21 protein-coding genes are annotated in these 23,277 nt (G+C 70.7%); 10 read left to right on the top strand and 11 right to left on the bottom strand.

The features are described from left to right. Window positions 1–111 precede the first annotated feature (111 nt). Complete coding sequence (locus C8E87_RS10200) at window positions 112–3,627, top strand: S8 family peptidase (RefSeq protein ID WP_239079970.1); 3,516 nt, start codon at window positions 112–114, stop codon at window positions 3,625–3,627. Window positions 3,628–3,664: 37 nt separating this feature from the next. On the opposite strand, the gene C8E87_RS10195 is transcribed toward C8E87_RS10200, so the two are convergent. Next, window positions 3,665–4,594 carry a helix-turn-helix domain-containing protein gene (locus C8E87_RS10195; RefSeq protein ID WP_133876746.1) on the bottom strand — a complete coding sequence of 310 codons (930 nt, stop codon included), beginning with the start codon at window positions 4,592–4,594 and terminating at the stop codon, window positions 3,665–3,667. 163 nt (window positions 4,595–4,757) lie between these two features. Between C8E87_RS10195 and C8E87_RS10190 the strand changes: the two genes are divergently transcribed. After that, on the top strand, window positions 4,758–5,897 hold the full coding sequence (locus C8E87_RS10190; protein ID WP_133872858.1) for a type III PLP-dependent enzyme: 1,140 nt from the start codon (window positions 4,758–4,760) through the stop codon (window positions 5,895–5,897). Between the two features lie 45 nt (window positions 5,898–5,942). On the opposite strand, the gene C8E87_RS10185 is transcribed toward C8E87_RS10190, so the two are convergent. The 3 genes from C8E87_RS10185 to C8E87_RS45445 are packed head-to-tail and all read right to left on the bottom strand — an operon-like array spanning window position 5,943 to window position 8,591. Continuing rightward, window positions 5,943–7,850, bottom strand: coding sequence for an EAL domain-containing protein (locus C8E87_RS10185; protein ID WP_133872857.1), 1,908 nt, complete (start codon window positions 7,848–7,850; stop codon window positions 5,943–5,945). Continuing rightward, complete coding sequence (locus C8E87_RS10180; RefSeq protein WP_239079971.1) at window positions 7,837–8,457, bottom strand: RNA polymerase sigma factor; 621 nt, start codon at window positions 8,455–8,457, stop codon at window positions 7,837–7,839. Before C8E87_RS10180 ends, C8E87_RS10185 begins: the two co-directional genes overlap by 14 nt. Further along, window positions 8,454–8,591, bottom strand: a complete 138-nt coding sequence (locus C8E87_RS45445; RefSeq protein ID WP_239079972.1) for a hypothetical protein — start codon at window positions 8,589–8,591, stop codon at window positions 8,454–8,456. The genes C8E87_RS10180 and C8E87_RS45445 overlap by 4 nt, the downstream gene beginning before the upstream one ends. Before the next feature lie 433 nt (window positions 8,592–9,024). Here C8E87_RS45445 and C8E87_RS10170 point away from each other — a divergent pair, with 433 nt between their 5' ends. Next, entirely contained in the window at window positions 9,025–9,393 is a 369-nt protein-coding gene (locus tag C8E87_RS10170; RefSeq protein WP_239079973.1) for a nucleotide pyrophosphohydrolase, read from the top strand. After that, window positions 9,380–9,856: an NUDIX domain-containing protein gene (locus C8E87_RS10165; protein WP_133872855.1), complete on the top strand. Its 477-nt coding sequence runs from the start codon at window positions 9,380–9,382 to the stop codon at window positions 9,854–9,856. The genes C8E87_RS10170 and C8E87_RS10165 overlap by 14 nt, the downstream gene beginning before the upstream one ends. On the opposite strand, the gene C8E87_RS10160 is transcribed toward C8E87_RS10165, so the two are convergent. The 5 genes from C8E87_RS10160 to C8E87_RS10140 are packed head-to-tail and all read right to left on the bottom strand — an operon-like array spanning window position 9,835 to window position 14,638. Then, window positions 9,835–10,902 carry a VWA domain-containing protein gene (locus C8E87_RS10160; protein ID WP_133872854.1) on the bottom strand — a complete coding sequence of 356 codons (1,068 nt, stop codon included), beginning with the start codon at window positions 10,900–10,902 and terminating at the stop codon, window positions 9,835–9,837. The genes C8E87_RS10165 and C8E87_RS10160 overlap by 22 nt on opposite strands. Continuing rightward, on the bottom strand, window positions 10,902–11,858 hold the full coding sequence (locus tag C8E87_RS10155; RefSeq protein ID WP_133872853.1) for a vWA domain-containing protein: 957 nt from the start codon (window positions 11,856–11,858) through the stop codon (window positions 10,902–10,904). The genes C8E87_RS10160 and C8E87_RS10155 overlap by 1 nt, the downstream gene beginning before the upstream one ends. Next, the gene (locus C8E87_RS10150) at window positions 11,859–12,743 is read right to left on the bottom strand and encodes a DUF58 domain-containing protein (protein ID WP_133872852.1); all 885 of its coding nucleotides are present in this window, start codon (window positions 12,741–12,743) and stop codon (window positions 11,859–11,861) included. Window position 12,744: 1 nt separating this feature from the next. After that, a complete protein-coding gene (locus C8E87_RS10145) occupies window positions 12,745–13,755 on the bottom strand; it encodes an AAA family ATPase (protein WP_133876743.1) in 1,011 nt (336 codons plus the stop codon). 37 nt (window positions 13,756–13,792) lie between these two features. Beyond that, window positions 13,793–14,638: a S1C family serine protease gene (locus tag C8E87_RS10140; protein ID WP_239079974.1), complete on the bottom strand. Its 846-nt coding sequence runs from the start codon at window positions 14,636–14,638 to the stop codon at window positions 13,793–13,795. A gap of 392 nt (window positions 14,639–15,030) precedes the next feature. Here C8E87_RS10140 and C8E87_RS10135 point away from each other — a divergent pair, with 392 nt between their 5' ends. The 6 genes from C8E87_RS10135 (at window position 15,031) to C8E87_RS10110 (ending at window position 21,591) form a co-directional block, all read left to right on the top strand. After that, complete coding sequence (locus C8E87_RS10135) at window positions 15,031–16,557, top strand: helix-turn-helix domain-containing protein (RefSeq protein WP_133872851.1); 1,527 nt, start codon at window positions 15,031–15,033, stop codon at window positions 16,555–16,557. Window positions 16,558–16,739: 182 nt separating this feature from the next. Next, entirely contained in the window at window positions 16,740–17,312 is a 573-nt protein-coding gene (locus tag C8E87_RS10130; RefSeq protein WP_133872850.1) for a hypothetical protein, read from the top strand. Between the two features lie 237 nt (window positions 17,313–17,549). Beyond that, window positions 17,550–19,271 carry a YncE family protein gene (locus tag C8E87_RS10125; RefSeq protein WP_239079984.1) on the top strand — a complete coding sequence of 574 codons (1,722 nt, stop codon included), beginning with the start codon at window positions 17,550–17,552 and terminating at the stop codon, window positions 19,269–19,271. A 23-nt stretch (window positions 19,272–19,294) separates the two neighbouring features. After that, window positions 19,295–19,756: a sigma factor-like helix-turn-helix DNA-binding protein gene (locus tag C8E87_RS10120; RefSeq protein ID WP_133872848.1), complete on the top strand. Its 462-nt coding sequence runs from the start codon at window positions 19,295–19,297 to the stop codon at window positions 19,754–19,756. Continuing rightward, window positions 19,753–20,445: an anti-sigma factor family protein gene (locus C8E87_RS10115; RefSeq protein ID WP_133872847.1), complete on the top strand. Its 693-nt coding sequence runs from the start codon at window positions 19,753–19,755 to the stop codon at window positions 20,443–20,445. Before C8E87_RS10120 ends, C8E87_RS10115 begins: the two co-directional genes overlap by 4 nt. 72 nt (window positions 20,446–20,517) lie before the next feature. Beyond that, on the top strand, window positions 20,518–21,591 hold the full coding sequence (locus C8E87_RS10110; protein WP_133872846.1) for a hypothetical protein: 1,074 nt from the start codon (window positions 20,518–20,520) through the stop codon (window positions 21,589–21,591). A 4-nt stretch (window positions 21,592–21,595) separates the two neighbouring features. On the opposite strand, the gene C8E87_RS10105 is transcribed toward C8E87_RS10110, so the two are convergent. Further along, the gene (locus C8E87_RS10105; RefSeq protein ID WP_133872845.1) at window positions 21,596–22,744 is read right to left on the bottom strand and encodes a hypothetical protein; all 1,149 of its coding nucleotides are present in this window, start codon (window positions 22,742–22,744) and stop codon (window positions 21,596–21,598) included. After that, a complete protein-coding gene (locus C8E87_RS10100) occupies window positions 22,741–23,253 on the bottom strand; it encodes a SigE family RNA polymerase sigma factor (protein WP_133872844.1) in 513 nt (170 codons plus the stop codon). The genes C8E87_RS10105 and C8E87_RS10100 overlap by 4 nt, the downstream gene beginning before the upstream one ends. Between the last annotated feature and the right edge of the window lie 24 nt (window positions 23,254–23,277).

Raw genomic sequence — 23,277 nt, 5'->3', positions numbered from 1 at the left:
CGACCGCTGTCCACATCGCGCCATGTCGCCTCTGCGGCATGGCCAACCTCTCCCCGGCCCGCATCGGCCGAGCTCAGAATGCGTTCACCGCGAACGCCTAAGGAGCCGGCCTTGTCACCAGCAAAACGCCTCACCGGCGCACTCATGGCCGGCCTCCTGACCGGAGCCGGCGCAGCGGCCGTGTCCCCGCCAGGACCGGCCGCTGCCGCCCCCGGTCAACCGGCCACCGTCGGGTCCATCACCCTGATCACCGGCGACGTCGTCCAGCTCGTCCCGGCGGGCGACGGCCGGGTGGCGGCGTCGGTGCGTCCCGGGCCGGGGCGCGACCGCATGTCGTTCACGACCGTCGAGACCCGCGAGGGCGTACGGGTGGTGCCCGCCGACGCCGTGCCGCTGATCGCCGGCGGGCGCGTCGACGCCGAGCTGTTCGACGTGCAACGGCTGGTCGATCAGGGGTACGGCGACGCCGCCCGGGACACGCTTCCGCTGATCGTCAGGTCGGCCCAGGGCACTGCAACCGCCCGTACGCTCGGCGCCTCCAACGGTGTCGCGCTGCCCAGCCTCGGCGCCGTGGCCGTGCGCGCCGACAAGGACTCGCTCGCGGCCTTCTGGCGTACGCAGGCAAACACCGCACCCGGCGCACGCAGCGCCACCGACCGGATCTGGCTCGACGGCAAGGTCAAACCCGTCCTCGACCGCAGCACGGCGCAGATCGGCGCGCCCGACGCCTGGAAGGCGGGCCTGGACGGCCGCGGCGTGACCGTGGCGGTGCTCGACACCGGCGCCGACCAGAACCACCCCGACCTGGCCGGGCGCATCGCCGCGGCGCGCGACTTCAGCGGCAGCCCCGACACCGCCGACCACTTCGGACACGGCACCCACGTGGCGGCCACAGTCGCCGGTTCGGGCGCGGGCTCGAACGGCGCTCGCAAGGGCGTCGCCCCGGGCGCCCGGCTGCTGATCGGCAAGGTGCTCGACGACAGCGGAACCGGCTACGAGTCCGGGATCATCGCCGGCATGGAATGGGCCGCCGGCGCCGGGGCCAAGGTCGTCAACCTGAGCCTCGGCGGCAGCGCGACCGACGGCACCGACCCGATGAGCGCCGCCGTCGACGAGCTCAGCGCCTCCACCGGCACGCTGTTCGTGGTGGCAGCGGGCAACGAGGGCGCCACCTACACGGTCGGCACCCCCGGCGCCGCGTCCTCGGCCCTGACCGTCGGGGCGGTCGACCGCGACAACCGGCTGGCCGACTTCTCCAGCCGCGGGCCGCGCGTGGGCGACGAAGGCCTCAAACCCGAGATCACCGCGCCCGGCGTCGGCATCGTGGCCGCCCGCGCCGCCGGCACCACGATGGGCGACCCGGTCGACGAGCTCTACACCGCCGCCAACGGCACCTCGATGGCCACACCGCACGTGGCCGGCGCGGCCGCGATCGTCGCCCAGCAGCACCCGGACTGGTCCGGCGCGCGCATCAAGGACGAGCTGGTCAGCACCGCCGCCACCACGGCCGGAACCCCCGTCTACGGGCAGGGGGCGGGCCGGGTCGACCTGGCCCGCGCGGTGCGCCAGACCGTCTCGGGCACCGGCGTCGCCGACTTCGGGCTGCACGCCCTGGGCGACCCGGCCGTGTCGCGGAAGGTCACCTACACCAACACCGGCCCGGCGCCCGTGACCCTCACCGTACGGTCGTCCCTGCCGCAGATCACGGTCACGCCAGCGACCGTCACCGTGCCGGTCGGCGGCAGCTCCGGCGTCACCCTCGGCTGGAACCTTCCGGCCGCCGACCCGGGGCAGCTCAACGGCTGGCTCACCGCCACCGCCCCCGGCGGCGTCCAGGTGACGACCGCGCTCGGTGGCACCCTCGACCCGGAACGGCACCGCGTGACCTTCACGGCCGTCGATCGCTCCGGCCGGCCCGCCGCCGTGCCCGCGCTGCAGGTGTTCGGCGACGACCAGCGCTTCGACGTGCTCGACGCCCTGGGCGCCGGCGAGCGGAAGACCGTCCAGCTGGGCGCGGGCGACTACCTGGTCGACGCGACGATTCCCGACGGAGGGCCGCAGGACGAACAGGACACCCTGGTCACCATCCCGGAGCTCAAGGTCGACCGGGACCTGACCGTGGTGCTCGACGCCCGTACGGCAAAACCGATCCGGATCGAGACGCCCAAGCCGGCCGAGCAGCGGACCGTGGAGAGCTACTACGTGCGCCGGGTGACCGGCAGCGGCCGCGGCATCATCAACGGCTTCATGAACTTCAGCGCCGTCAAAAAGATCAACGTCACGCCGACCGCGAAACTGCGCAAGGGCAGCTACGAGTTCTCGTCGCGGTGGCAGCTCGTGGCCCCGCTGGTGCAGGCGACCGTTCCGGGGGTGAGCGGCGAGCTCGACATCTATCTGTGCGCCAGCTCCCCGGCGTACGAGGGAACCCGCCGTTTCGACCTGGTCAAGGGGCTCGGCGAGAACGTCCGCGGCAAGGCCGTGGTGATCGAGTCGGACAACCCCGACGACGCGTCGCAGGCGGCGGCCGCGGCCGGGGCGGCGATGGCGCTGGTCGTGCTGCCGTCCGACTTCAGCGCCTGGCAGCCGTGGAACCCGGACAGCGAGGGGCGCCTGTCGATCCCGACCGCGCAGGTGGCCCACGACGACGGGCAACGGATCCTGGCCCGCGCGGGCAGGGCGAGCATCTCGCTCACGCTGACGACCAACAGCCCCTACCTGTACGACGTCTTCCAGGTCTCGAAGGACAGGGTGCCGAACGGCATCGTGCACAAGGTGACCGCGGCCAACTCGTACCGGATCAGCACGCGGTACGCGCACAACGGCGGCTTCGACTGGATCCGCGAGCAGCGCTTCGGCTGGCGGCCCTACCAGCAGTACTCGTGGAACGACACGCAGCGCGACGTGCGGACGCCGACGGTCCGCGAGGAGTGGGTGTCGACCGGCGACAGCGTGTGGCAGCACCAGGTGCACCACGCGTTCCCGTGGAGCAACCTGGGCGGCCGGCTGCAGGGTGGCATCGTCGAGGACGCGACCTCGTACGCCCGGCCCGGCTCGGCCTCCGAGACCTGGTACGCGCCGGTGGTGCGCCCGGCCACCCCCACGGGACACCGCAACACGCGGGACGGCAACACGTTGAAGCTGCGGGTGGCGTCGTTCGTGGACGACACCGACCGGCACTACCTGGTCGAGGACACCGGCGCCACGCTGCACCGCAACGGCGCCGTCGTGGCCGAGCTGCCCAACGGCTGGCAGGACGTGACCGTGCCGGCCGGGAAGGCGACCTACCGCCTCGACATGAGGACCGCCCGCGGCGGCGACGACTGGCTCTACGGCACCTCGACGTCGACCTCGTGGACCTTCACATCGGGTTCGGCCGGGACGCTTCCGCTGCTCCAGGTCTCGTACGGGATCGGAGCGCTGAACCTGCTGACCGTCAAGGTGCCCGGGGCTCAGCGGATCTCCGTCGCCACCTCGGCCGACGACGGGAAGACGTGGAAGCCGGCGCTGATGTCGGGGCCGATCGTGTTCGCGCCCGGCGGCCACGGGCCCGTGTCGTTGCGGGTCACCGCCTCCGACAAATCCGGCAACTCCGTCGAGCAGACCGTGATCCGGGCGTACGGGCGATGAGGCCGCTCACCGAGGACCGCTGGCCCGCGCGCAACGCTTACAGCCAGTTCCGCCGGGCCGCTTGGAAGGCCAGGCCCGCGCGGGTGTCCACACCGGCCGCCTCCATCAGCCGGTCGAGGCGGCGCTGGACGGTCCGGCGGCTCACCCCGAGCTGGGTGGCGATCGACTTGTCCGGCAACCCGGCCACGAACAGCGACAACAGCAGCTTGTCGGGTTCCTCCTCGCTGCCGTCGGGCAACAGCGGGGTGGCCCGCTCCCAGTAGCTCTCGAAGAGGGCGACCAGGGCGTCGAGGAGCTCGCTGGGGCGGATCAGCGCCGCGGTGGGTTCCCCGACTCCCCGCGCCGCGTCCGGCACCAGCGGGCAGATCGCGAAGTTCCGGTCGGCCACGGCCAGGCGTACGGGCAGAGCCGGAAGCGTGCGGGACAGCTCGCCCAGCTTCATCGCCTCGACGATGCTGTCCAGTTCGCCCGGTTTCTCCAGCAATTCGCGCTCGTAGATCGCGCGGTAGCGGACGCCGCGCTCCAGGGCGCTCGACTCCTCGGTGTTCTCCGGACCCTGCATCGCTATCGGGTTGGCCCGGCAGAACCACAGGATCTCCTCGCGGGCCGAATCCTGCATCTCGCGCAGCCGGTCACGCAGGGCGGCCGCGCCGACCACGATCTCGACCAGGTGGTCGGGGCTGCGACGGCGGGTGTTGGCGCGGTACTCCTCGCTCAGCGCGGCCACCAGCCGGCGGGCCGACTCGAGCGACTGCTGCTCGCGCAGCAACGCGTCGCCCAGCGCCACGTCGGCCGGCAGGGCGTGGAAGGTGGGGCCGGCGGTGGCCAGGCCCTTGCGGTGCAGCGCCTCGAGCAGCGCCTGGGCCTGGTGGCCGGGCAGGGCGGCCTGTCCCGCGAGGTCCGCCGCGGTGGCGCCGGCCATGCGTACCAGCAGGCGATAGGCGTGCTGCTCCTCGGCGGAGAGCATGTCGAACACGGCGCCAACAGTAATGACCTTGGCAAATTCTTCTTGTCACCTTTGGATAACCACTCTGGGCATTGACGGAAGTACTCTGTGTGCATCCTGTCCGCCCGTCACCAAGATTGTTCCGTCACCGATCGTTCCCCGTCACCGATGAGGACACGAAGCCATGACAGTGACCGCAGACGCCCAACAGCTCCTGCAGGCCGGCCTCGGCCAAACCCCCTGCCTGGTGATCGACGTCGACGTCGCCCGCACCCAATACCACCGGATCGCCGACGCCTTTGCCGGGGCGGGCATCCACTACGCCGTCAAGGCCAACCCCGAACTTCCGCTGCTCAGAGCGCTCGTCGCCGCGGGTTGCCAGTTCGACGTCGCCAGCCGTGCCGAGATCGACCTCTGTCTCGCGGCGGGCGCGTCGCCCGGGGACCTGAGTTACGGGCATCCGATCAAAAAGAGCGAGGACATCGCGTACGCGTACGCCCGTGGGGTGCGGATGTTCGCCTTCGACAGCGAGGGTGAACTGGACAAGATCGTGCGGCATGCCCCCGGCTCGTCGGTGCTGTGCCGCATCCTCGCGTCGAGCGACGGCGCGCGATGGCCGCTCTCCCGCAAATTCGGGTGCGTGCCCGAAATGGCAGCCGAGCTCATGAAGGTGGCCGCGCTGCGCGGTCTCGACCCCGCGGGCATCGCCTTCCACGTGGGGTCGCAGCAACTGCACCCCGACCGGTGGGAACCCTCCATCGCCACCGCCGCCTGGATCTTCAAGGTGCTCGAACAATCCGGCATCACGCTGCGGATCCTCAACGCGGGCGGCGGCTTCCCGGTGCCCTACCGCACCCCCGTCGCACCGATCACGGCCTTCGCCTCCGCCATCGACGACGCCGTCCGCCGGCACTTCGGGCACCGCGCGCCCGCGCTCATGATCGAGCCGGGCCGCTACGTCGCCGCACCCGCCGGGGTGCTGCACACCCAGGTCGTGCTGGTCGCCCGCAAGTCCTACGACGACGCCGAGCCGCGCTGGGTCTACCTCGACGTGGGCCGGTTCGGCGGCCTGGCCGAAACCGAGGACGAGGCCATCCAGTACGAACTGTCCACCACCCGCGGCGGCCCGACCGGCCCCGTGATCCTGGCCGGCCCGACGTGCGACAGCGTCGACATCCTCTACCAGCACGCCCCGTACGATCTCCCGCTGGACCTGGCGGCCGGCGAGGTGATCCGTATCCACGGAACAGGCGCGTACACCGCGACGTACTCAGCCGTCGGCTTCAACGGCTTCCCCCCACTCCGCACCGTCATCGCTCCCTGACTTCCGGCGTGGCCCGGCTGCTCCCCCGGGCCACCCGCCTGTTCCCTAGCCAGAGGCAAGTCGTTGCTCCGGGAGGCGCAGCTCCAGCTCGATCGACTCACCCTTGTGACACAGGCCTGCCGCCAACGGCGTAGGCCGCCCACACTCGTAGCCCTGCGCGAAATCCACGCCGTAGCGCGTAAGAAGTGCGAGGGTCGCCTCGTCCTGAACGAATTCGGCGGCCACCTGGATCCCAAGCGCATGGCACAGGCTCACCAGCGTCGACACGAACGCCTGATCGGTCGGCGACTCCCGAAGACCGACTACGAACGTTCCGTCGATCTTGACGAGGTCGACGGGGAAGTGCTTGAGCGAGGCGAGAGCGGCGTTGCCGGTGCCGAAGTCGTCGAATGCCAGCCGGCAACCCACCAGCCGGATCCCCGTGGCGAAAGCCAGAGCCGCATTGCGGTTCTCAAGGAGCGCGGTCTCGGTGATCTCAAAGGTCAGGCACTCGGGCCGCACGTTGTGACGGCGGATCGCCTCTGACACATAACCCAGTAGGCCGGGGTCGGACAGGGACTGACCGGAGACGTTGATCTGATAGTGCGACGTCTGCGCGCTCTGACCGATGAGCTGCAACGCATGATCGATGACCCACCGGTCGACAGTGAGGATCTCGCCAACGCGTTCAGCCATGTCGAGAAAGGCCCAGGGCGCCTTGTGCCCGCCTGCCTCGTCCCGTACCCGCAGGAGGATCTCATGCCGGGTGACCTTGTTCAACGCAAGGTCGACGATGGGCTGCGCGAACAGCGCGAACCGATCCTTCGCCACCGTCTCCCGCACCGAGGCTCGGCACTGTTCTGTCCGCACCTCAGCCGCGACGGGTTCTTCGAGAACGTGAACGGCCGCGCCTCTGCGACGAGCCGCGCGCGCGGCCTCCTCGCCGTCGATCAGCAGGTCGAAGCCGGTGTCTGTGCGTCCCGCCTCGAAGCGCACCACTCCGGCCCAAGCGTTGAGACGCACCGTTCCCCGCGCGCAGGCGAACAGGTAACGCCGGAAGGTGTCCACCACCTCGTACGCCATGACCTCCGCGGACTGCCCGTCGGCCCCCGGGAGCAGTACTCCCCAGAGTCCAGGACCGGCCAGACCGCATGTCACGTCCGTTCCTGCGGCGGTGCGCAAGAGCCGGGCGATGGAAGCCGCCAGCCGATCGTGATCAGCATCGCTGCCCTTGGCCGGCAAGCGAGTGGCAGGCTCGGCCGCCACGACGGCGACAGCGCCGCCTCCCGTGCGGCGGGCTCGGTCGACCTCGTCGATGAAGTAGCCACGAGTCGGCAGACCGGTGACGAGGTCCGCGGCCGCGACGTCGTCACAGAGCATCTGGCTGCGGATGGCGAGCCGGGCACGTTCCTGACGGGCGAGTTCGAGAACCGTCACATCCTCGCCGGTCAGGATGACCCCGACCGGCGACTCGCCCTTGTCGAAGACCTCGATGTGACAGTGCAGGTAGCAGACCCCACCGTTCGCCTGGAACACCCGGAAGGTGAGCTCATCCGGCTCACACCTCTTCCATGCCGTTTCGACCGCATGCTGGAAGGACTCGAGGTCCGAGGGATGGATCATGTCGAGAAGCGACTGCGGAGTCGGATGAAGTGCTCCCGGTGCGCGTCCGAGAATCATCGCCATCTGGTCCGACAGGGCGAGGTGGTCGAACCGGTTGCTACGCCCGGAGCCGATGGTCAGTGTGATGACACCCAGCTGAGCCAACTGCGCGGCACGGGCGATCCGCGCGGACTCGTCGTGGTCTTCGGCGGCGGACTCGGCCACGTCCGTGTCGACGACAATCTCGTGTCCCTCGGCTACCGCTGAACGGTAGGCGACCTCGGCGGCCCGGGCCACGCGGCGGGCGCGGGCCAGCTCCAGCGGGCTTGGCTCATGTGACTTGGCAAGCGCCAGGATGTCATCGAGGTCCACGGTCGCCTCCTTCGCGCGGGCTCCGGCACGGTGTGGTGAACCCGTCCGCCGCGGCCAGCTCGCGCAGGCGCTTCAAGGCAAGGGCTCGGTAGTGGTGGACGCTGCGCTCGGCGATACCGAGCGTGTCGGCGATCTGCTGGTCGGTAAAGACCTCCTGCGTCATCTGAAAGACCTCGGCGTGGCGAGGGGGAATGCGCTGCAGCCAGCGGTTGAGGGCATCCTGAGCCCCGTGGGAGTCGGCGACATCGGCGGTCGACGTCGCCGGTAGCTCGTGCGGCGCCGTTGCGGCCTCGCGACGACTGCGCGTGTGCTCCTTGAGTATCTTGTTCCGCGCGGTCTTGATCACCCACCCGATCGGCTTGTCGTAGTCCCGCAGCTTCTCCCACTTCACGCGTGCGTGCAGGTAGGCGTCGTGAAGGGCGTCCTCGACAGTCTGCCGATCGGAGCAGCCGGCTCGAAGGACCCGCTCGGCCTGGTGATAGCTCTTCTTGGCGAAGCCCTCGAACTCCTGCTTGTGCTGTGCCGCAAGGCGCTCGGCGTCGGCTTCCGGTCCCTCCGTCCCGTCGGGTGCCGGAGTCAGGGCGGCCGAACCCTCCACCGCGTTCACGCCGTCTCCTTGTGCTCGGCGGTGGCCGGGACTCTCGACCTACCCAGCTCGACCACGCGGTGCCCGTCGCGATCCCGCTCCATGATCCGAAGATCCTTGTGATGTGCCGCGGCCAGCCCGATCAGTCCGGTCATCCGGGCCGTAGTCCGGACAGACGCCTCTTGTTCCTCCCTCAACCGTGTCCGATGTGTAATGAACGTTCGTGCCAGCCCCGCTGCCGCGCCGGCGAGACCGAGAGCCAGCGCCACCACTCCGTATTCAGAGAGCGACTCCGTCAGCATCCCTCGCACCTTCCCCCTTGGTCAGTTTCACCCCTGATGACTACTGTCCGTGGGACGATGCCGATGTTGACGTCGCCTCGGGCACGTTCTTCTCCGAAGATCGATGATCAGTGCTTTTTCCTGGCTGGATATCGGAAAGTAGTGTGGCGCAAGCGGAGTGACAGGGCGCGCCTTCACCACTGCGCGCCCGCCTGTCGGCACTCTCGGTAGCCGTCGATCGCGCCACCTATTGCCGAGGACGGTGGTGACGTTCCGTTTACGACGGCCGCTCTGGTAGGTGTTGGGCGTGGCTTCTTCTCTTGGTGAGCTGACCGAACACGTACGTGCCTTTGCCCGGGAGCGGGAGTGGGAACGCTTTCACACGCCCAAGAATCTGGCCATGGCCCTCGGCGGCGAGGTGGGGGAGTTGTTGGCCGAGCTGCAATGGCTCACCCCCGAACAGGCGAGCGCGGTGATGAGCGACCCTGAGCTCGGGCCACGGGTGCGCGCCGAGATCGGGGACGTGACCATCTACCTCGTACGGCTGGCCGACGTGCTCGGCATCGACCTGGTCGAGGCGGCGGTGGAAAAGCTGGAGGAGGCGGGCCGGCGCTACCCCGTGGAAGCAGCCCGCGGTTCGGCCCGGGGGATACCGTCGTCCCATGACATTGGGTGATTTCTGGACCCATCTGCCCACGAAGCTGGTCGGCGCCGGCGCGCTGCTCACCGACGACGCCGGCCGGTTCCTCGTGGTCGAGCCCACGTACAAGGACAACTGGGAGATTCCGGGTGGGGTGGTCGAGGCTGGCGAGTCCCCGCGTACGGGCGTCCAGCGTGAACTGCTGGAAGAGCTCGGCCTGGTCGTACCCGTGACCGACCTGCTGGTCATCGACTGGTCACCGCCCCGCCCCGACCAGCCCGGCCGCCCCGACGGGCTGATGCTGGTCTTCGACGCCGGCGTGCTGCCCGCCGAGCAGGCCGAGCGCATCACACTGCCCGCCGACGAGCTGAAGAGCCATCGCTGGTGCACCGGCGCCGAGGCCGCCACGCTGCTCTCGCCGCCGCTGGCCCGTCGCATGACCGCCGCCCAGCGGGCCCGCGCCGCCGGCCATCCCCTCTACTTGGAGGGCGGCTTGTAGGACGCCGGCCGGTTCCACCAGAGGCTGAGGCCGACCGCTGTCACGACGAACAGGGACGCCGCCAGGACGAACCAGAACGTGACCTCGACCTCCTGCTCGCGCAGGTTGAACTCGCGCGGCAGGTCGGTCAGGACGTCCACCAGCTGGTCGGCGTCCTCGGCCCGGAAGTAACGCCCGCCGGTCGTGTCGGCCACCTGGGTCAGCGCCTCCTCGTCGATCTGCAGGTTGGGCCCGCCGCCGCGACCACCGCCCCATGCCCGGCCGCCGCCGAACGGGGAGTCGCCGCCGATCTGGTCGGCCGTGCACACCATCGGCGCCGGCTGGGTGGTGCCGAAGCCGATCGTGTAGACGCGCACCCGCCGGGCCGCTGCCTGCTCGGCCGCGGTCACCGGGTCGACGCCGGTGGTGTTCGAGCCGTCGGTGAGCACGACGATCGTGTCCGGCTCGAAGTCACCCGGCTGCCCCGGCGGGGTGCTCAGGTCGACGCCCGTCTTGGCGACCCGCGGGTTGCTCTCCGCGATCGCGTCGATCGACGTCAGGATCGCCTGGCCGATGGCCGTTCCCCGGGCTGTCCGCAGGGTGTCGATGGCGTCGAGCAGTGAATCCTTGTCGGTGGTCGGCGCGACCAGCAGGCCCGCGATGCCGGAGAACGCGACCAGCCCGATCCGGGTGCCGTCCTGTTGTTCGCGGATGAAGTCCCGGGCCGCGTCGGTCGCCACCGTGAATCGGTTGGGCTGTACATCGGTCGAGCACATCGACCCCGACACGTCGATCGCCAGCAGCACCGACGTGCTGTTCGACGGCACCGACACCGACGCCTCGGGCCGGCCCAGCGCGAACCCGAGCGACAGCAACCCGGCCAGGAACAGGACGACCGGGATGCGGCGGCGCCACGACGTACGGCCCGGCAGCGCGGCCCGGATCAGCGCCACGCTCGACACCGTGACCGCCGAACGCTTGCGCCGGCGGTTGAGCCACCAGCGGATCGCCAGCAGCAGCGGAACCGCGAGCAAGGCGGTCAGGGCCCACGGCCAGCTGAACGACATCAGACGATCCTTCCGTGCCAGCGGGTGCCGAGCACGGCGCCCAGCATGAGCAGCAGCAGGGCGGCGCCGGCGAACGGCGCGGTCAGTTCGAGCGGCTCCTTCTTGGCGGTCAGCCGCAGGTCGATCGACTTGGTGGTGTCGGTCAGCGTGTCCGCGTCGCCGGCCGGCAGGTACGCGCCCCCGGTCGTCTGCGCCACGGCCGTGAGCAGCGACGCGTCAAGCGCCGTGCCGAGCTGGAACCCGTCCACCTCAACGGTTCCGCCGCGCTCGGTTCCCACGCCCACGGCCTGGATGCGTACGCCCGCGGCCGCGGCCAGCTCGGCGGCCGCCCCGACGTCGGGCCCGCCGGTCTCCTGCCCGTCGGAGAACACCACGATCGTCGCCGACGGCCAGTAGCCCAGATCAGGCGCGGGCGCGCCCTCCGCGGGCAGCGCGACCGGCTTGCCGGTGATCGTGCCCAGCCCGACCAGAATGGCCTGCCCGAGCGAGGTGCCGCCGCCGGCCGACAGCCGCCCGATCGCCGCCAGCGCGGCGTCGTGGTCGTCGGTCGGGGCCTGGGTCAACAGCGCCTGGTCGCCGAAGACGAGCACCCCCACGTCGACCGTGCGCGGCTGCTCCTCGACGAACCTGGTCGCCGCCGTCTGGGCCGCGGCGAGCCGGGAGGGCGCCACGTCGTCGGCGCGCATACTGTTCGACACGTCGAACGCCAGCAGCACGGTCCCCGACACGCGCGGCGTCGTGACCTCAGCCTGCGGCCGGGCCAGCCCCACGAGCAGAACCGGAAGAGCCAGCAGGATCAGCCCGTACGGGAGGTGCCTGCGCCACGCGTTCTGGGGCGCGAACCCGGCCTGGCGCATCGCCGCGGTCCGTCGCCTCTGCAGATTCCCGTACGCCGCCACGGCCGCCACCGTGACCAGCACGGCGACCGCGAGCAGGGCCGGATGGAGGAAGCTCACTCAACGCCTCCGGCCCGAACGGCCGACCATGTCGACCAGCACCGCCATCAGGTCCTGATCGGTGGTGACCCGCTGGGCGCCGACTCCGGCCCGGCGCATGCCGGCGGCCAGCTCCTCCTCGCGGGCCGCCGTCTGATCGGCCAGCCGGTCCCGCAGCAACGGGTCACTCGTGTCGACCAGCAGCTGCTCGCCGGTCTCGGCGTCCTCGACCAGGATCACGCCCAAGTCGGGGAGCACGACCTCGGCCGGGTCGACCACGCGGATCACCACGACCTCGTGCCGGTGGTTGAGCCGGGCGAGCGGCCTGTCCCAGCCGGGCTCGCCGATGAAGTCGCTCATCACGAAGACCAGGCTGCGGCGTTTCGCTGTGGTCGCCGCGGCCAGGCGGAGCATCTCCGACAGGTCGGTGGTGCGGCCCGGCTTGGCCTTGGGGGCGGGGAGCAGCAACTCGCGGGTGATCCGCAGGACCTGGTCGCGGCCGGCGCGCGGCGGGATCACCTGGTGGCTGAGGTTGTCGAACAGGATCGCCCCGACCCGGTTGCCGCCCCGCGAGATCAGCCGCGCGATGCTCACGGCCAGCTCGGTGGCGGTCGACTCCTTGCCCGCGCCGCTCCCGAATCGCATGGACGCGGACCGGTCGATCACCAGCCACGCGGTGAGCTCGCGGTCCTCGGTGTACTGCCGCACGTGCGGTTCGTCGAGCCGCGCGGTGACGTTCCAGTCGATATGCCGTACGTCGTCCTCGGCCGCATACAACCGCAGGTCGGTGAAGTCGACGCCGGCGCCGTGCCACACCGTGCGGTAATTGCCCTGCAACCGTCCGTCGAGGCGACGGCCGAGCCGCCACTCGAGGCGCCGCAGCAGCCTGTCCGAGGGGGAGGCCATGTCAGCGGCCCCGGCCCGCCGGCTCCGGGATCGCCACGTTGGCCAGCACCTTCTGCAGGATCGAGTCGGCCGTGACATCGTCCGAGAGCGCCTCGTACGACAGCACGAGCCGGTGTCGCATCACATCCAGAACAAGGTCGGTCAGATCCTCCGGTACGGCGTACTCACGTCCCCTGATGAACGCGAGCGCCCGGGCGGCCAGCACCAGGCTGATCGACGACCGTGGGCTCGCTCCGAAGGTCACGTAGCGGGCCAGGTCGGTCAGGCCGATGCGGGCCGGGTCGCGGGTGGCGTGCGCGAGCTGCACCGCGAACTCGATCAGCGACGGGTCCACGTACACCCGATCGGCTTCCTCCTGCAGCCCTGCCAGCGTCTCCGGGTCGATGATGCGCTGGATGACCGCGGCCGGGCCGAGCGCCCGTTCGACGACGACGAACTCCTCGGTCGCGCTGGGATAACCGACGAGCACCTTCATCATGAAACGGTCGGTCTGCGCCTCGGGCAGCGGATAGGTGCCCTCGGTCTCGATCGGGTTCTGCGTGGCCATGACCAGGAACGGGTTGGGCACCCGGTGGGTCTCGCGGCCGATCGTCACCTGCCGTTCCTGCATGACCTCGAGCAGCGCCGACTGCACCTTGGCCGGGGCGCGGTTGATCTCGTCGGCGAGCAGCAGGTTGGTGAAGACCGGCCCGAGCTGCACCTGGAACTCGCCGGTCGGCTGGTGATAGACGCGGGTGCCCACGATGTCGGCCGGCACCAGGTCGGGCGTGAACTGCACCCGGTGGAAGTCGCCGCCGATCGCCTCCGCCAGCGACTTCACCGCCAGCGTCTTGGCCAGGCCGGGCACGCCTTCGACCAGGATGTGCCCGCGCGCGAGCAACGCCACGAGCAGCCGTTCGAGCAGCATGTCCTGGCCCACGATGGACTTCTTGACCTCGTAGAGCACCTTCTCGATGGGACCGGCCGAGGCCGGCGGGGCGTCGGTCCAGTTGTAGGCGCCGCGTGCCGGCATGTTCATACGTCCGTCCCTCTGTGCTCTCCGGCGCTGGTTACAGCGGTGGGTTCTGGCCGTCGCCCTGGCCGGCCCCGAGCGCGGAGCCGATCGGGACGGCGAAGCCGATGCCGATGAAGGTGCCGTCGTCGGTCGGGTTGGCGAGGGCGACCACGATTCCGATCACCTGGGCCTGGTCGTTGATGAGCGGCCCGCCGGAGCTGCCCGGGTTGACCGCCGCGTCGAACTGGATGAGCCCCGCGATGTCGCCGCCCTCGTCGCGGCTGAGCGTGCGTTCGAGGCCCGAGACGACGCCGCTGGTGGTGGTCGCGGTGAGCCCGAGCGGGTTGCCGACGGCCACGACGGCGTCCCCGATCCCGGCGCCACCGCCGAGCACGGCCGGCACGAGGGTCTCGGGCAGCTTCTGGGGGCTGAGGGTGGCGATGTCCTGCGCCGGGCTCTGCGACGCGACCGTCGCCGGCGACTCGGTGCCATCGGCGTACGAGACGGTGATCGTCTTGGCGCCCTCGACGACGTGAAACGCCGTGAGGATGGTGCCGTCGGCGTTGACGATCACGCCCGTGCCCGTGTCGGCGCCCTGCCCGCTGCCGGTCGCCTTGATCAGCACCACCGAGGGCCGCAGCGCCTGATACACCTGCGGGACGGTGAGCGGCCCGTCCGACGACGGCGCAACCGAGGGAGGTGCGCCTGCCCGCGCCCCCGGGTCGTCGCCGCCGCCCCGGAACAGCACCACTCCGGTGATCGCCACGGCCCATGCGACGACCACGCCCAGGGCGATTCTTCGGCGTACGTCCGGGCGTTTCCACCAGTTCGGAGGCCGCGGCTCCCCAACCGTGGGTGGTGTCCGCTCACTGCCCGCGGGCCGGAGCACCTCCATCTCCATCCATCGACTGTAGGAGCCATTTCTCTAAACTCCATCAACGAGTACGGTTTGTGCCCCTCTGCGAACGACGGCTCTTTCGCTCAGCCAGGCTTGCCCGGACTGCTCGACCGGCGCCAGAACTGCTGCCCGAGCGGCCGGCGTTGGTGCCGGTCCAGATGCCGATCTTGCCCTTCCGTGACCCACCGCATGCGAGGCCGGTCGATCCTGACGGCACGCGGAGTTCATGCCCGAGAAACCTGCCGGAAACGGGCAGGTCGTTGCATGAGGACCATCGTCCGCGCATAGAAGTCGGACGATGGCGGGCTGGGGCTCGTTCGCAGCAGGGCCATTCGTTGCACCAGGCCGACGCCCACCGCACCCGGCCGGAGCGCCGACGTCGAGGGAGTATCCGGGTGCTGGACGGATCAGCGCAGCAGACCGGCAACCCGTTGATGCCGGCCGCCGCCGGCGTCCGGACGATCGCCGACCTCGCTCAGTTGCTGCGGGATCTCCGGCGTCGACACGCCCGCCGCGGCCGCGACAGTCCGCTCACCTACCGGGAGATGGCCGGCCGCACCGGCTGGTCCCCGACGGCGATCGCCGAATACTTCACCGCGAAGACGCTGCCGCCCACCGACCGGTTCGACGCGCTGGTCGCTCTCCTCGGTGCCACTCCGGCCGAGCAGGGCGCCCTGGCCGAGGCGCGCGACCGGGTCGAGGAGAACCGCCGCGCGCGACAAGCCGGCCCCGGTGTTACCGCACCGGAGGCTGTGCAGGACCCAGCGCGTCCTGGCTCCCTGTTCCAGCTGTTGCGCGATCAGGTGGAGATCAACGCTCGGCACGCGGTCGACGTGTACGCGCGTGAAGTCGACGAATATCGCTCGGCCGGTGCCGACAGCTTGACCGACGTGCTGGACTTCGCTGTCTTCATCCGGCGACGCACCCTCGACCTCGCGGCGGCGGAGCGTCCGCTGAGCGACGCGGACCTGTCGGTGATCGCGTCGGCCGGTCGGCGCCGGGCCGAACTTGGCTTGTCCGTGCCGTCGCAGCAAAAGGTCCTCAGTCTGCACACCACGGCGATGCTGCGCGAGGTGCACGACATGTCGCGTCCCGATCACGTCAACGACCTGCTGCGGATTGTGAGCTGGTTCGGCCCGCAAGGCATACGCGCGCGGCAGGCGTACCTACGCGGCTACATGAACGGCGTGGACGCGTCTCAGGTGCTGACAACGCGCACTGAGTTCCTCGCGCGGGCGCTGCTCTCGGACGAACCGGTGGAGCCGATACTTGTCGGCGCGCTCGACTCCCCGGTGGCGCCGCGTCATCTCGTGTCAGTGCTTCGGTTTCCCCCGCCTGCTCCGCCGCCGGAAGCACGGGACGAGGCGTCACGGGCGTTGGCCCGCCGCCTGGTCCCGGTCGCATGGCTCGCTCCCGACGAACTGGTACTACTCACACCGGGCGTCGGTGAAGCGGTTCAGGCGCGGGCGCTGGACCATGTACGCCTGGCCGTGAAGACGGTCGGGCGCCCGTGCCAGGCCGCAACGGTCGACGGCAGGGTTGGAAGCCTCGCCGACAGCCTCACCTGGGCGCGGGAGGCCAGCGTTGTCGCCCCGATGGAGGACCGCCCCGCACGTCTGCACGCCATCGCGGATCTTTTCGTCGAGCTGTCCGTGACTAACGTCCCCAGGGTGGACTCGTGGCTTCGCGCGGTGGTGCAGCCGCTGGCCGTCAACCCGGAACTGGTAGCCACCCTCGACGCTCTTTATCTCAACGACCTGGACCGGACGGCGACAGCAACCGCACTCAACATCCAGCCCGGTACGGTGGCGCATCGCCTGGAACACATTCGAACATTGACTGGCGTCGACCCGATATCGGTGAGCGGTGTCCGGCTGCTTTCGACGGCGGTAGCGCGAATCCGTGCCCGCGGCTGGACCTGACCGCACACCTGAGTTCCGGCCGGATGGTGCGGGCAACACGTGTTCGTCGATGTACGGCGTTGTACGGAATGCGTACCCGCCTCGCGGACCACTCACCATCATGTCCCTGTCGAGCCCAGCCGATCAGACGGGCGGCCACACGGCGCCGTGCTCGTCTCTTGTCCGGATGATGGAGGAGCCAGATGCCCAATTCGCACGGTCCCACCCGGAGGTGGGCCGGCGCCGCTGCCGCGTCGATGCTCGTCTCGGCACTTGCGGTCGCCGTCACCCCAGGCGCTGCCCTCGCCGCCACCCCATGCCCGCCCGGCACCATCCGCGGAATCGTCGGCGGATACGCCTACCTCTACTCCCTGGTCGGCGCGGTCCCGGCGTTCAACGTGAGCGACAGCAGGTCCGTCACCAACAATCTTGACCAGCCGGCCCAGGCGACGTTCACGTCGCAGGTGTCGAAAACGTTCTCGATCAGCGTGACGGCGGGAACGTCCGCATCCCTTTTCGGGTTCCTCACCACCAATCTCAGCAGCACCATCCAGCGGAGCCGCACCACTGCGATCGGCGTGTCGACCACGGCTGTCGTCCCGCCCCACGGCCGAGTGGTCGGCGAGTACGGCGTCGAGGCATACCTCGTCACGTACGACGTGCAGGAGTACCGGTGGGTCGGCGGACTGAACGCCTGCACGCCTTCGGGACCGCTCACCCGGGCGACCGCCAACGCGCCGACGACCACCGAGGGGTGGCGGCTGAGCAACGGCTGACCGCAGGCGCAGAACCCGGGCCCGAAGAGGTCGACAATCCACCATCCGAACCTGGGGCGACCGGTGGTGGAAGGCTTCTCCTGGGCCCGGGTGACCTTCGCGTCCACCTTGAACCTGGCGATTTTGGCAGCTCAACATCGGATGGTGCCAATTTCACCCGGCGTCTTCCCTTGAGGACTGTCGTCACCGCATGATGATCGCGGGGACACTATGAGTGAAACTGGGCTACCGCAGAGTGTGTTGACCGAGATCGGCAGTCCGATCCGGGAGTCTCGCCTGGCCGGGATCGACGGGCTCGCCCGCCTGGCCTGGGGCGCCGACCTGGGGATGGCGCACGCCGCCCGCCAGGTGCTGCAGCAGATGACCGACGACGACAGCCGTGCCGTGTCAGCCGCCGCTGCCGCAGCGCTGGAACGCACAGCCGTACGCCTCGATCCCGAGCGCATCGATTTCGGCCCGGTCGCCGCCGAGACGCCGCGCCTGGTCGCCGACGTACGGGTCGAGGGCCCGCCGCTGGCCGTCGCCGGCGCCACGGTCACCGTCTCGGGCCCGGGCCTGCGCGCGATGCTCCACGACCGCACGCTGCGGATCATGTGGCTGCCGAGGTCGGACTGGCTGGACGGCTCGGTGACCGTCCGCGGTCCGGCCGGCTGGGCCGAGGTCCGGGTCACGGGTCAGGTCACCAGCGCCGCGCCGCCGGTCCACGGCCCCGCCGACTACGGCACCTCCCGTGGTGGCGAGCCCGCCGGCCTGCGCACGTACGACGGAGGAATGGTCGCCGGCGGCTACGGCCCCGCCCGTGTCACCGTCCTGCCCGCGCCGCCCCCGCCCGCCCGCCGCCAGATCGGCACCACGATCCTCGTCGCGATTCTCACCTCCCTGGTGGTGCTGGGCGGCGCCGGTGTCGCGATGACCCTGCTCGACGATCGCCGCACCCCGGCCAACCCGATCGTCGCCGCGCCCCTGCCCAGCGAGCAGCCGGCCGCCGCCGAGCTCAAGCAGACCCCGGCCCCCGGCCTGACGAAGGTCCCGCTGGCCGCCGCGCGCGTGAAAAGCGTCGCCAGACCCCGGGTGATCGCCACGGTGCGGGTCGGCGCCGAGCCCGAGGGTGTCGCCGTCTCGCCCGACGGCCGTACGGTCTATGTGGCGAACCAGAACAGCCGCATCCTGTCCGTCGTGGACGTCGCCAGCCGCAAGGTCTCCCCGGTGCAGGTGCGCAACACGCCCCGCTTCGTGGCGGTGTCCCGCGACGGCCGTACGGTTTTCGTCTCCATGTACGAGGACGACAAGCGCACCGGCAGCGGCGTGGCGGTCGTCGACGCGACCAGCCGCAAGGTCATCCGCTACCTGGACACCGGGGACATGCCGTACACGCTGGCCGTGGCCCCGGACAACAAGCTCTGGGTGCCGATCCACAGCGACGGCCGGCTCGAGATCTTCACCCCTGGCACGCTGCGCATGGAGTCGGAGCTGCCGGTGCGGCCCAACCCGCACGCCGTGGGCTTCTCGGGCGACCAGATGCGCGCGTTCACGGCCAACCACGAGTCCAACGCGGTCTCGGTGATCGACATGCGGAGCAACACGGTGATCCGTAACATCCCGGTGTCACGCGCGCCGCACAGCATCGCGGTCTCGCCGGACGGGCGGATGGCACTGGTCGCCGGGTACGAGGCCGACACCGCCGACCTGATCGACACGGTCACCCTGAAGCGCACCGGCCCGTTCAAGGTGGGACGCGACCCGCAGAGCGTCGCGTTCTCGGCCGACAGCCGGTACGGGTATGTCGTGAACGAGTTCGACGGCACGGTCTCGGTGCTCAACGGGCGTACGGGCACGGTCACCGCGACGGTCAAGGTCGGCAAGAGCCCCCGTACGGTGGGGGTCTCGCCCGACGGCCGACTGGCTTACGTCTCGAACGGCGGCGACAACACCATCTCGATCCTACGGGTCGGGGAATAAAGGGTGACAAAGGGGAACAAGGGGTGAGCCGACGCGACCGGACGGCCGGTGAGGTGCTCGTGCGCCGGCTGTTCGCCGAGCACGGCGCGGCCCTGCTGGCGTACGCGACCCGGTTGAGCGGCGATCGTGCGCGCGCCGAGGAGATCGTTCGCGAGACCCTGCTGCGCGCCTGGTCCGCGGGTGCCGCCCTGAGCGAGGACAGGGGTGCCGTACGGGCGCATCTTTTTCCGATTGTGCGAGCCGTGGCGACGGAGCAGGGCGTGCCCGGGGTGCCCGCCGGGCCGATGGAGATGCTCGTCGCCGTCGGCGCCCTTCCGCCCGAGCAGCGTGAGGCGTTGAACCAGTTGTACTTCCAGGGGCGTGACGTCAAAGAGGCGGCGGCGTCGCTCGGTCTGGAGGCCGAGACGGTGAAGTCCCGCAGCTATCAGGCGTTGCGCCGGTTGCGGGAGGCGCTGCGTGCCGCCGAGCCGACGGGAGTCTCATGAACGGGCACCAGACCGAGCAGCTCGGGGCGTACGCCCTGGGTGTTCTCGACGACGACGAGTGGGCGGCCGTGCACGCCCACGTCGAGGACTGCCCGCAGTGCCGTCGCGAGCTGGGCGACCTGCGCGAGATGGAGGAGCGGCTGGGCGAGATCCCGCCGGAGGCGTTCCTGGAGGGCCCGCCGCCCGACGGTGACCTGCTTCTGCGCCGCACCTTGAACCAGGTACGCGAGGAGGGCCGCAGCCATGCCCGGCGGCGTGGCGCGCTGTGGACGCTGGCCGGGGTCGCGGCGGCCGTGGTCGCGCTGGCGGGCGGCCTGTACGTGGGTCGTTCCGGCGCCGCCCCCACGACGGACGCGCCGGTGGTGGCGGCGGCGAGCGCGCCCGCGCCCCGGGTGCTGACGGCGCTCGACCGCGCGACGGGAACGGCGATGAACGTGACCCTGACCCCGGCGGCGGGCTGGGTGCGGCTCAGCGCCACCGTGGCCGGGGTGCCGGCCGGTTCGCAGTGCCGCCTGTTCGTGGTGGCGAGCGACGGCCGCCGTGAGTTCGCCGGGAGCTGGCTGGTCAGCGAGACCGGCGCGAGTGAGGGCACCACTGTCGACGGCAGCGCGCTGGTGGCTCCGGCCGACGTGGCGGCGGTGCAGGTGGAGACGTACGCGGGTCAGGTTCTCGCCACGGCCACTATCTAGAACCGGTCCGCCCGCATATCATCAAATCGTGGTTGCTCGATCGACACAGCGTCATGGCGTCTGGTCCCGGCAATGACCGGGGCCGGGTGGTTCGCGCTGGCGATCACCATCTTCGGCTCGCTCTGTTACGCGACCGCCTCGATTCTGCAGGCCGTCGGCGCCCGCCGCAGCCGGGGCACGGCCCAGACGATGGCCCACCCGCTCTACCTGGCCGGCATCTTCTTCGACATCCTGGCCTGGGTCGGCGCGATCATCGCGTTGCAGCAGCTCGCGGTCTATGTCGTCGAGTCGATCCTGGCCGGCTCGCTCGCGCTGACTGTGCTCGGCGCCCGCATCTGGCTCGGTTCCCGCCTGCGCCGCCGAGACTCGGCAGCAATCCTGGTCACCATCGTCTCGCTGACCTTCCTGGCTTTCTCGGCCGCCCCGCAGCACGAGGTGCACACCCCCGGCGAGCTGCGTTTCGCGCTCTGCGGTGCGGCCGCCGCGATGGTGCTGGTGGGTTACGGCGCGGTCAAGGTGGACGCGCCCGGCGGGGTCATCGCGGCCTGCGCCGGCCTGTCGCTGGGCGGCGCGGCCCTGGTCGGCCGTTCGCTGCCGATCCCCGCGGGCGCGAGCGCCGGCGAGACCGGGCTGATCCTGGTCACCGAGCCGTTGACCGCCGCGCTGCTGGTCTTCGCCGGCACCGGCATGACCCTGTACGCGCATGCCCTGCAGCACGGCGACGTCGGCCCGGTCACCGCGATCCACTGGACGGCCGAGGTGATGGCGCCGTCCATCGTGGCCGTCGCGTTCCTGGGTGACACCGTTCGCGACGGCTGGCTGCTGCCCGCGGGCATCGCCTGCGCCTGCACCGTCGGGGCGGCGATCGTGCTGGCCACCGCCCCCGCGACTCACGCCACCCATGTCGAGGCGGCCGAGGAGCCGTCCAAGGCCCTGCCGCCCCAGGCGCCCCGCCACGCGCTGGGCGCGCCGCCGCTGCCCGTGCTGCCTCAGCCGACCGGCGATCGGGTCATCTGGTGGGGCCCGCCGCCGATCTGGCGCCCGCCGGACAGGGGACGGCCGGTCGAGCCGAGCTACCGCGCCCTGGCCTTGCCGGCCGCCGCGCCCCGGTTCGTCTGGGCCGCCCCACCATCCCGCCGCCGCTAAGGCGTCAGCACTTCCACGTCTTCGGGCCGTACTGCTCGTTGCCGACGGGCGCCCGCGTGACGCCCACGATCACACCCGTGTTCGAGACCCCGCGTACGAACACTTCCTGCCCCTTGGGCGCGTCCAGGTCGAGCCGCTTGCCGTCGCGGTACGCCGCGCCCGCCGCCACGACCCAGGAGTCCCGGTTGACGGCGTCACCCGGCCCCGAGCCGTCGACCGCGGTGCGCTTGCCCGTCCGCACGTTCCAGAGCCCCACCTTGGCGTCCTCGTCGCCGCGCCACAGACCGCCGGTGGCCCAGTCGCCCTCGACGGCGTATGCGACCGACTTGGTGCCCGACGGCGTGTCCAGCTTGGTGCCCTTGCCGGAGAGGTCCCACGCGTACGCCTCGCGCGCCTCGCCCTTCACATACTTGCCGCCGACGATCAGGCCGTCGTCGGTGATGTCGTAGACGTTGGCCTCCGTGGGCAGCGGCAGCGTGACCGCCTCGGTCGTGCCCGCCTTCCAGTACAGCGCGATGCTGTCCTTGCCCCCGCTGTTGCCCTTGGGCTCGGCGTTGATGACGATGTCACCGGCGGCGTTCATCGTCGGCCACGGATAGATCGTCCACTGGCCCGGCGGCGTCTTGAGCCGGGTGTACTGCCCGTTCTCGTAGCGGAAGGCGTACTCCTCGTTGTCCGAGGTCGCCAGGCCGGCCACCACGCCGCTCGCGTTCACCGTCGTCAGCTGCACCGAGTCCTCGACCTGGGGCAGCCGCTGCGGCACGCCGTCGGTCCACAGGATCGGCAGGAAGTCCTGCCCCTTTGAATCGTGCCCGATGATGTACCGCCCGGTGGGGTCGACGCCCTCGGCCGTGGCCTCCTTGGCGCCCTTCGGCACCGGAAGGGGAGTCGACCTGCATTTCACCTTCGCCGCCGCCGACTGCGTCGGCTTGTCGGCCACGATCACCGGATCCGGTGCGTCCGGCGTCCTCAGCGCGATGGGCACCGCCACCACAAGTCCGGTTGCGAGCGCCACCCCGCTCGCCGCCTGCCACGAGCGGCGGCGAAAGGACCGGCGCCGGCCCGCCTGCAGCAGGGTTTCGGCCTCGAGCCGGCTGGTCGGCGCCGTCATCGCCTCGAGCCGCTCCCGCAGTTGCTGTTCGTCGTTGTTCACGACCGCTCCCTTTCGGCCACCGGGGCCATCGTCGCGCGGAGAGTGGCCAGCCCACGAGCGCACTGGCTCTTGACGTTGCCCGTCGAACAACCCAGCGCCTCGGCCGTCTGCTCGACGGTCAGGTCGCCGAAATAGCGCAGCACCACCACGGCCCGCTGCCCCTTCGGCAGCTTGCGCAGAGCGGTGGCCAACGCGTCCCGGTCGCCGTACCCGTTGTCGGCTCCCGGCGCCGCCTCGGCCACCTCCGGCACGTGATCGCCCAGCAGCACCCGCGACCACCGGCGGCGACGCTCGTCCAGGTAGCGCCGCACCATGATCCGGTGCACGTACCCGTCGATGTTGTCGGCCGTGGTTGCCCGGCGCCAGTGCACGTAGAGCGCGGTGAGCGTGGCTTGCACGATGTCGTCGGCCTGGTGCGCGTCCGAGCAGAGCATGTACGCCATGCGATGCAGGCGCGGCAGCCGCACCCGCACGTATTCGACGTAATCCCGGTCCTTGTCGGCCCGCATCCGGTTCCTCCCCGTCCTGTTGCC

Source organism: Paractinoplanes brasiliensis, from assembly GCF_004362215.1.
GTDB lineage: Bacteria > Actinomycetota > Actinomycetes > Mycobacteriales > Micromonosporaceae > Actinoplanes > Actinoplanes brasiliensis.
The sequence above is the reverse complement of the archived record's forward strand: the minus strand, read 5'-3'. Positions and strand labels throughout refer to the sequence as shown.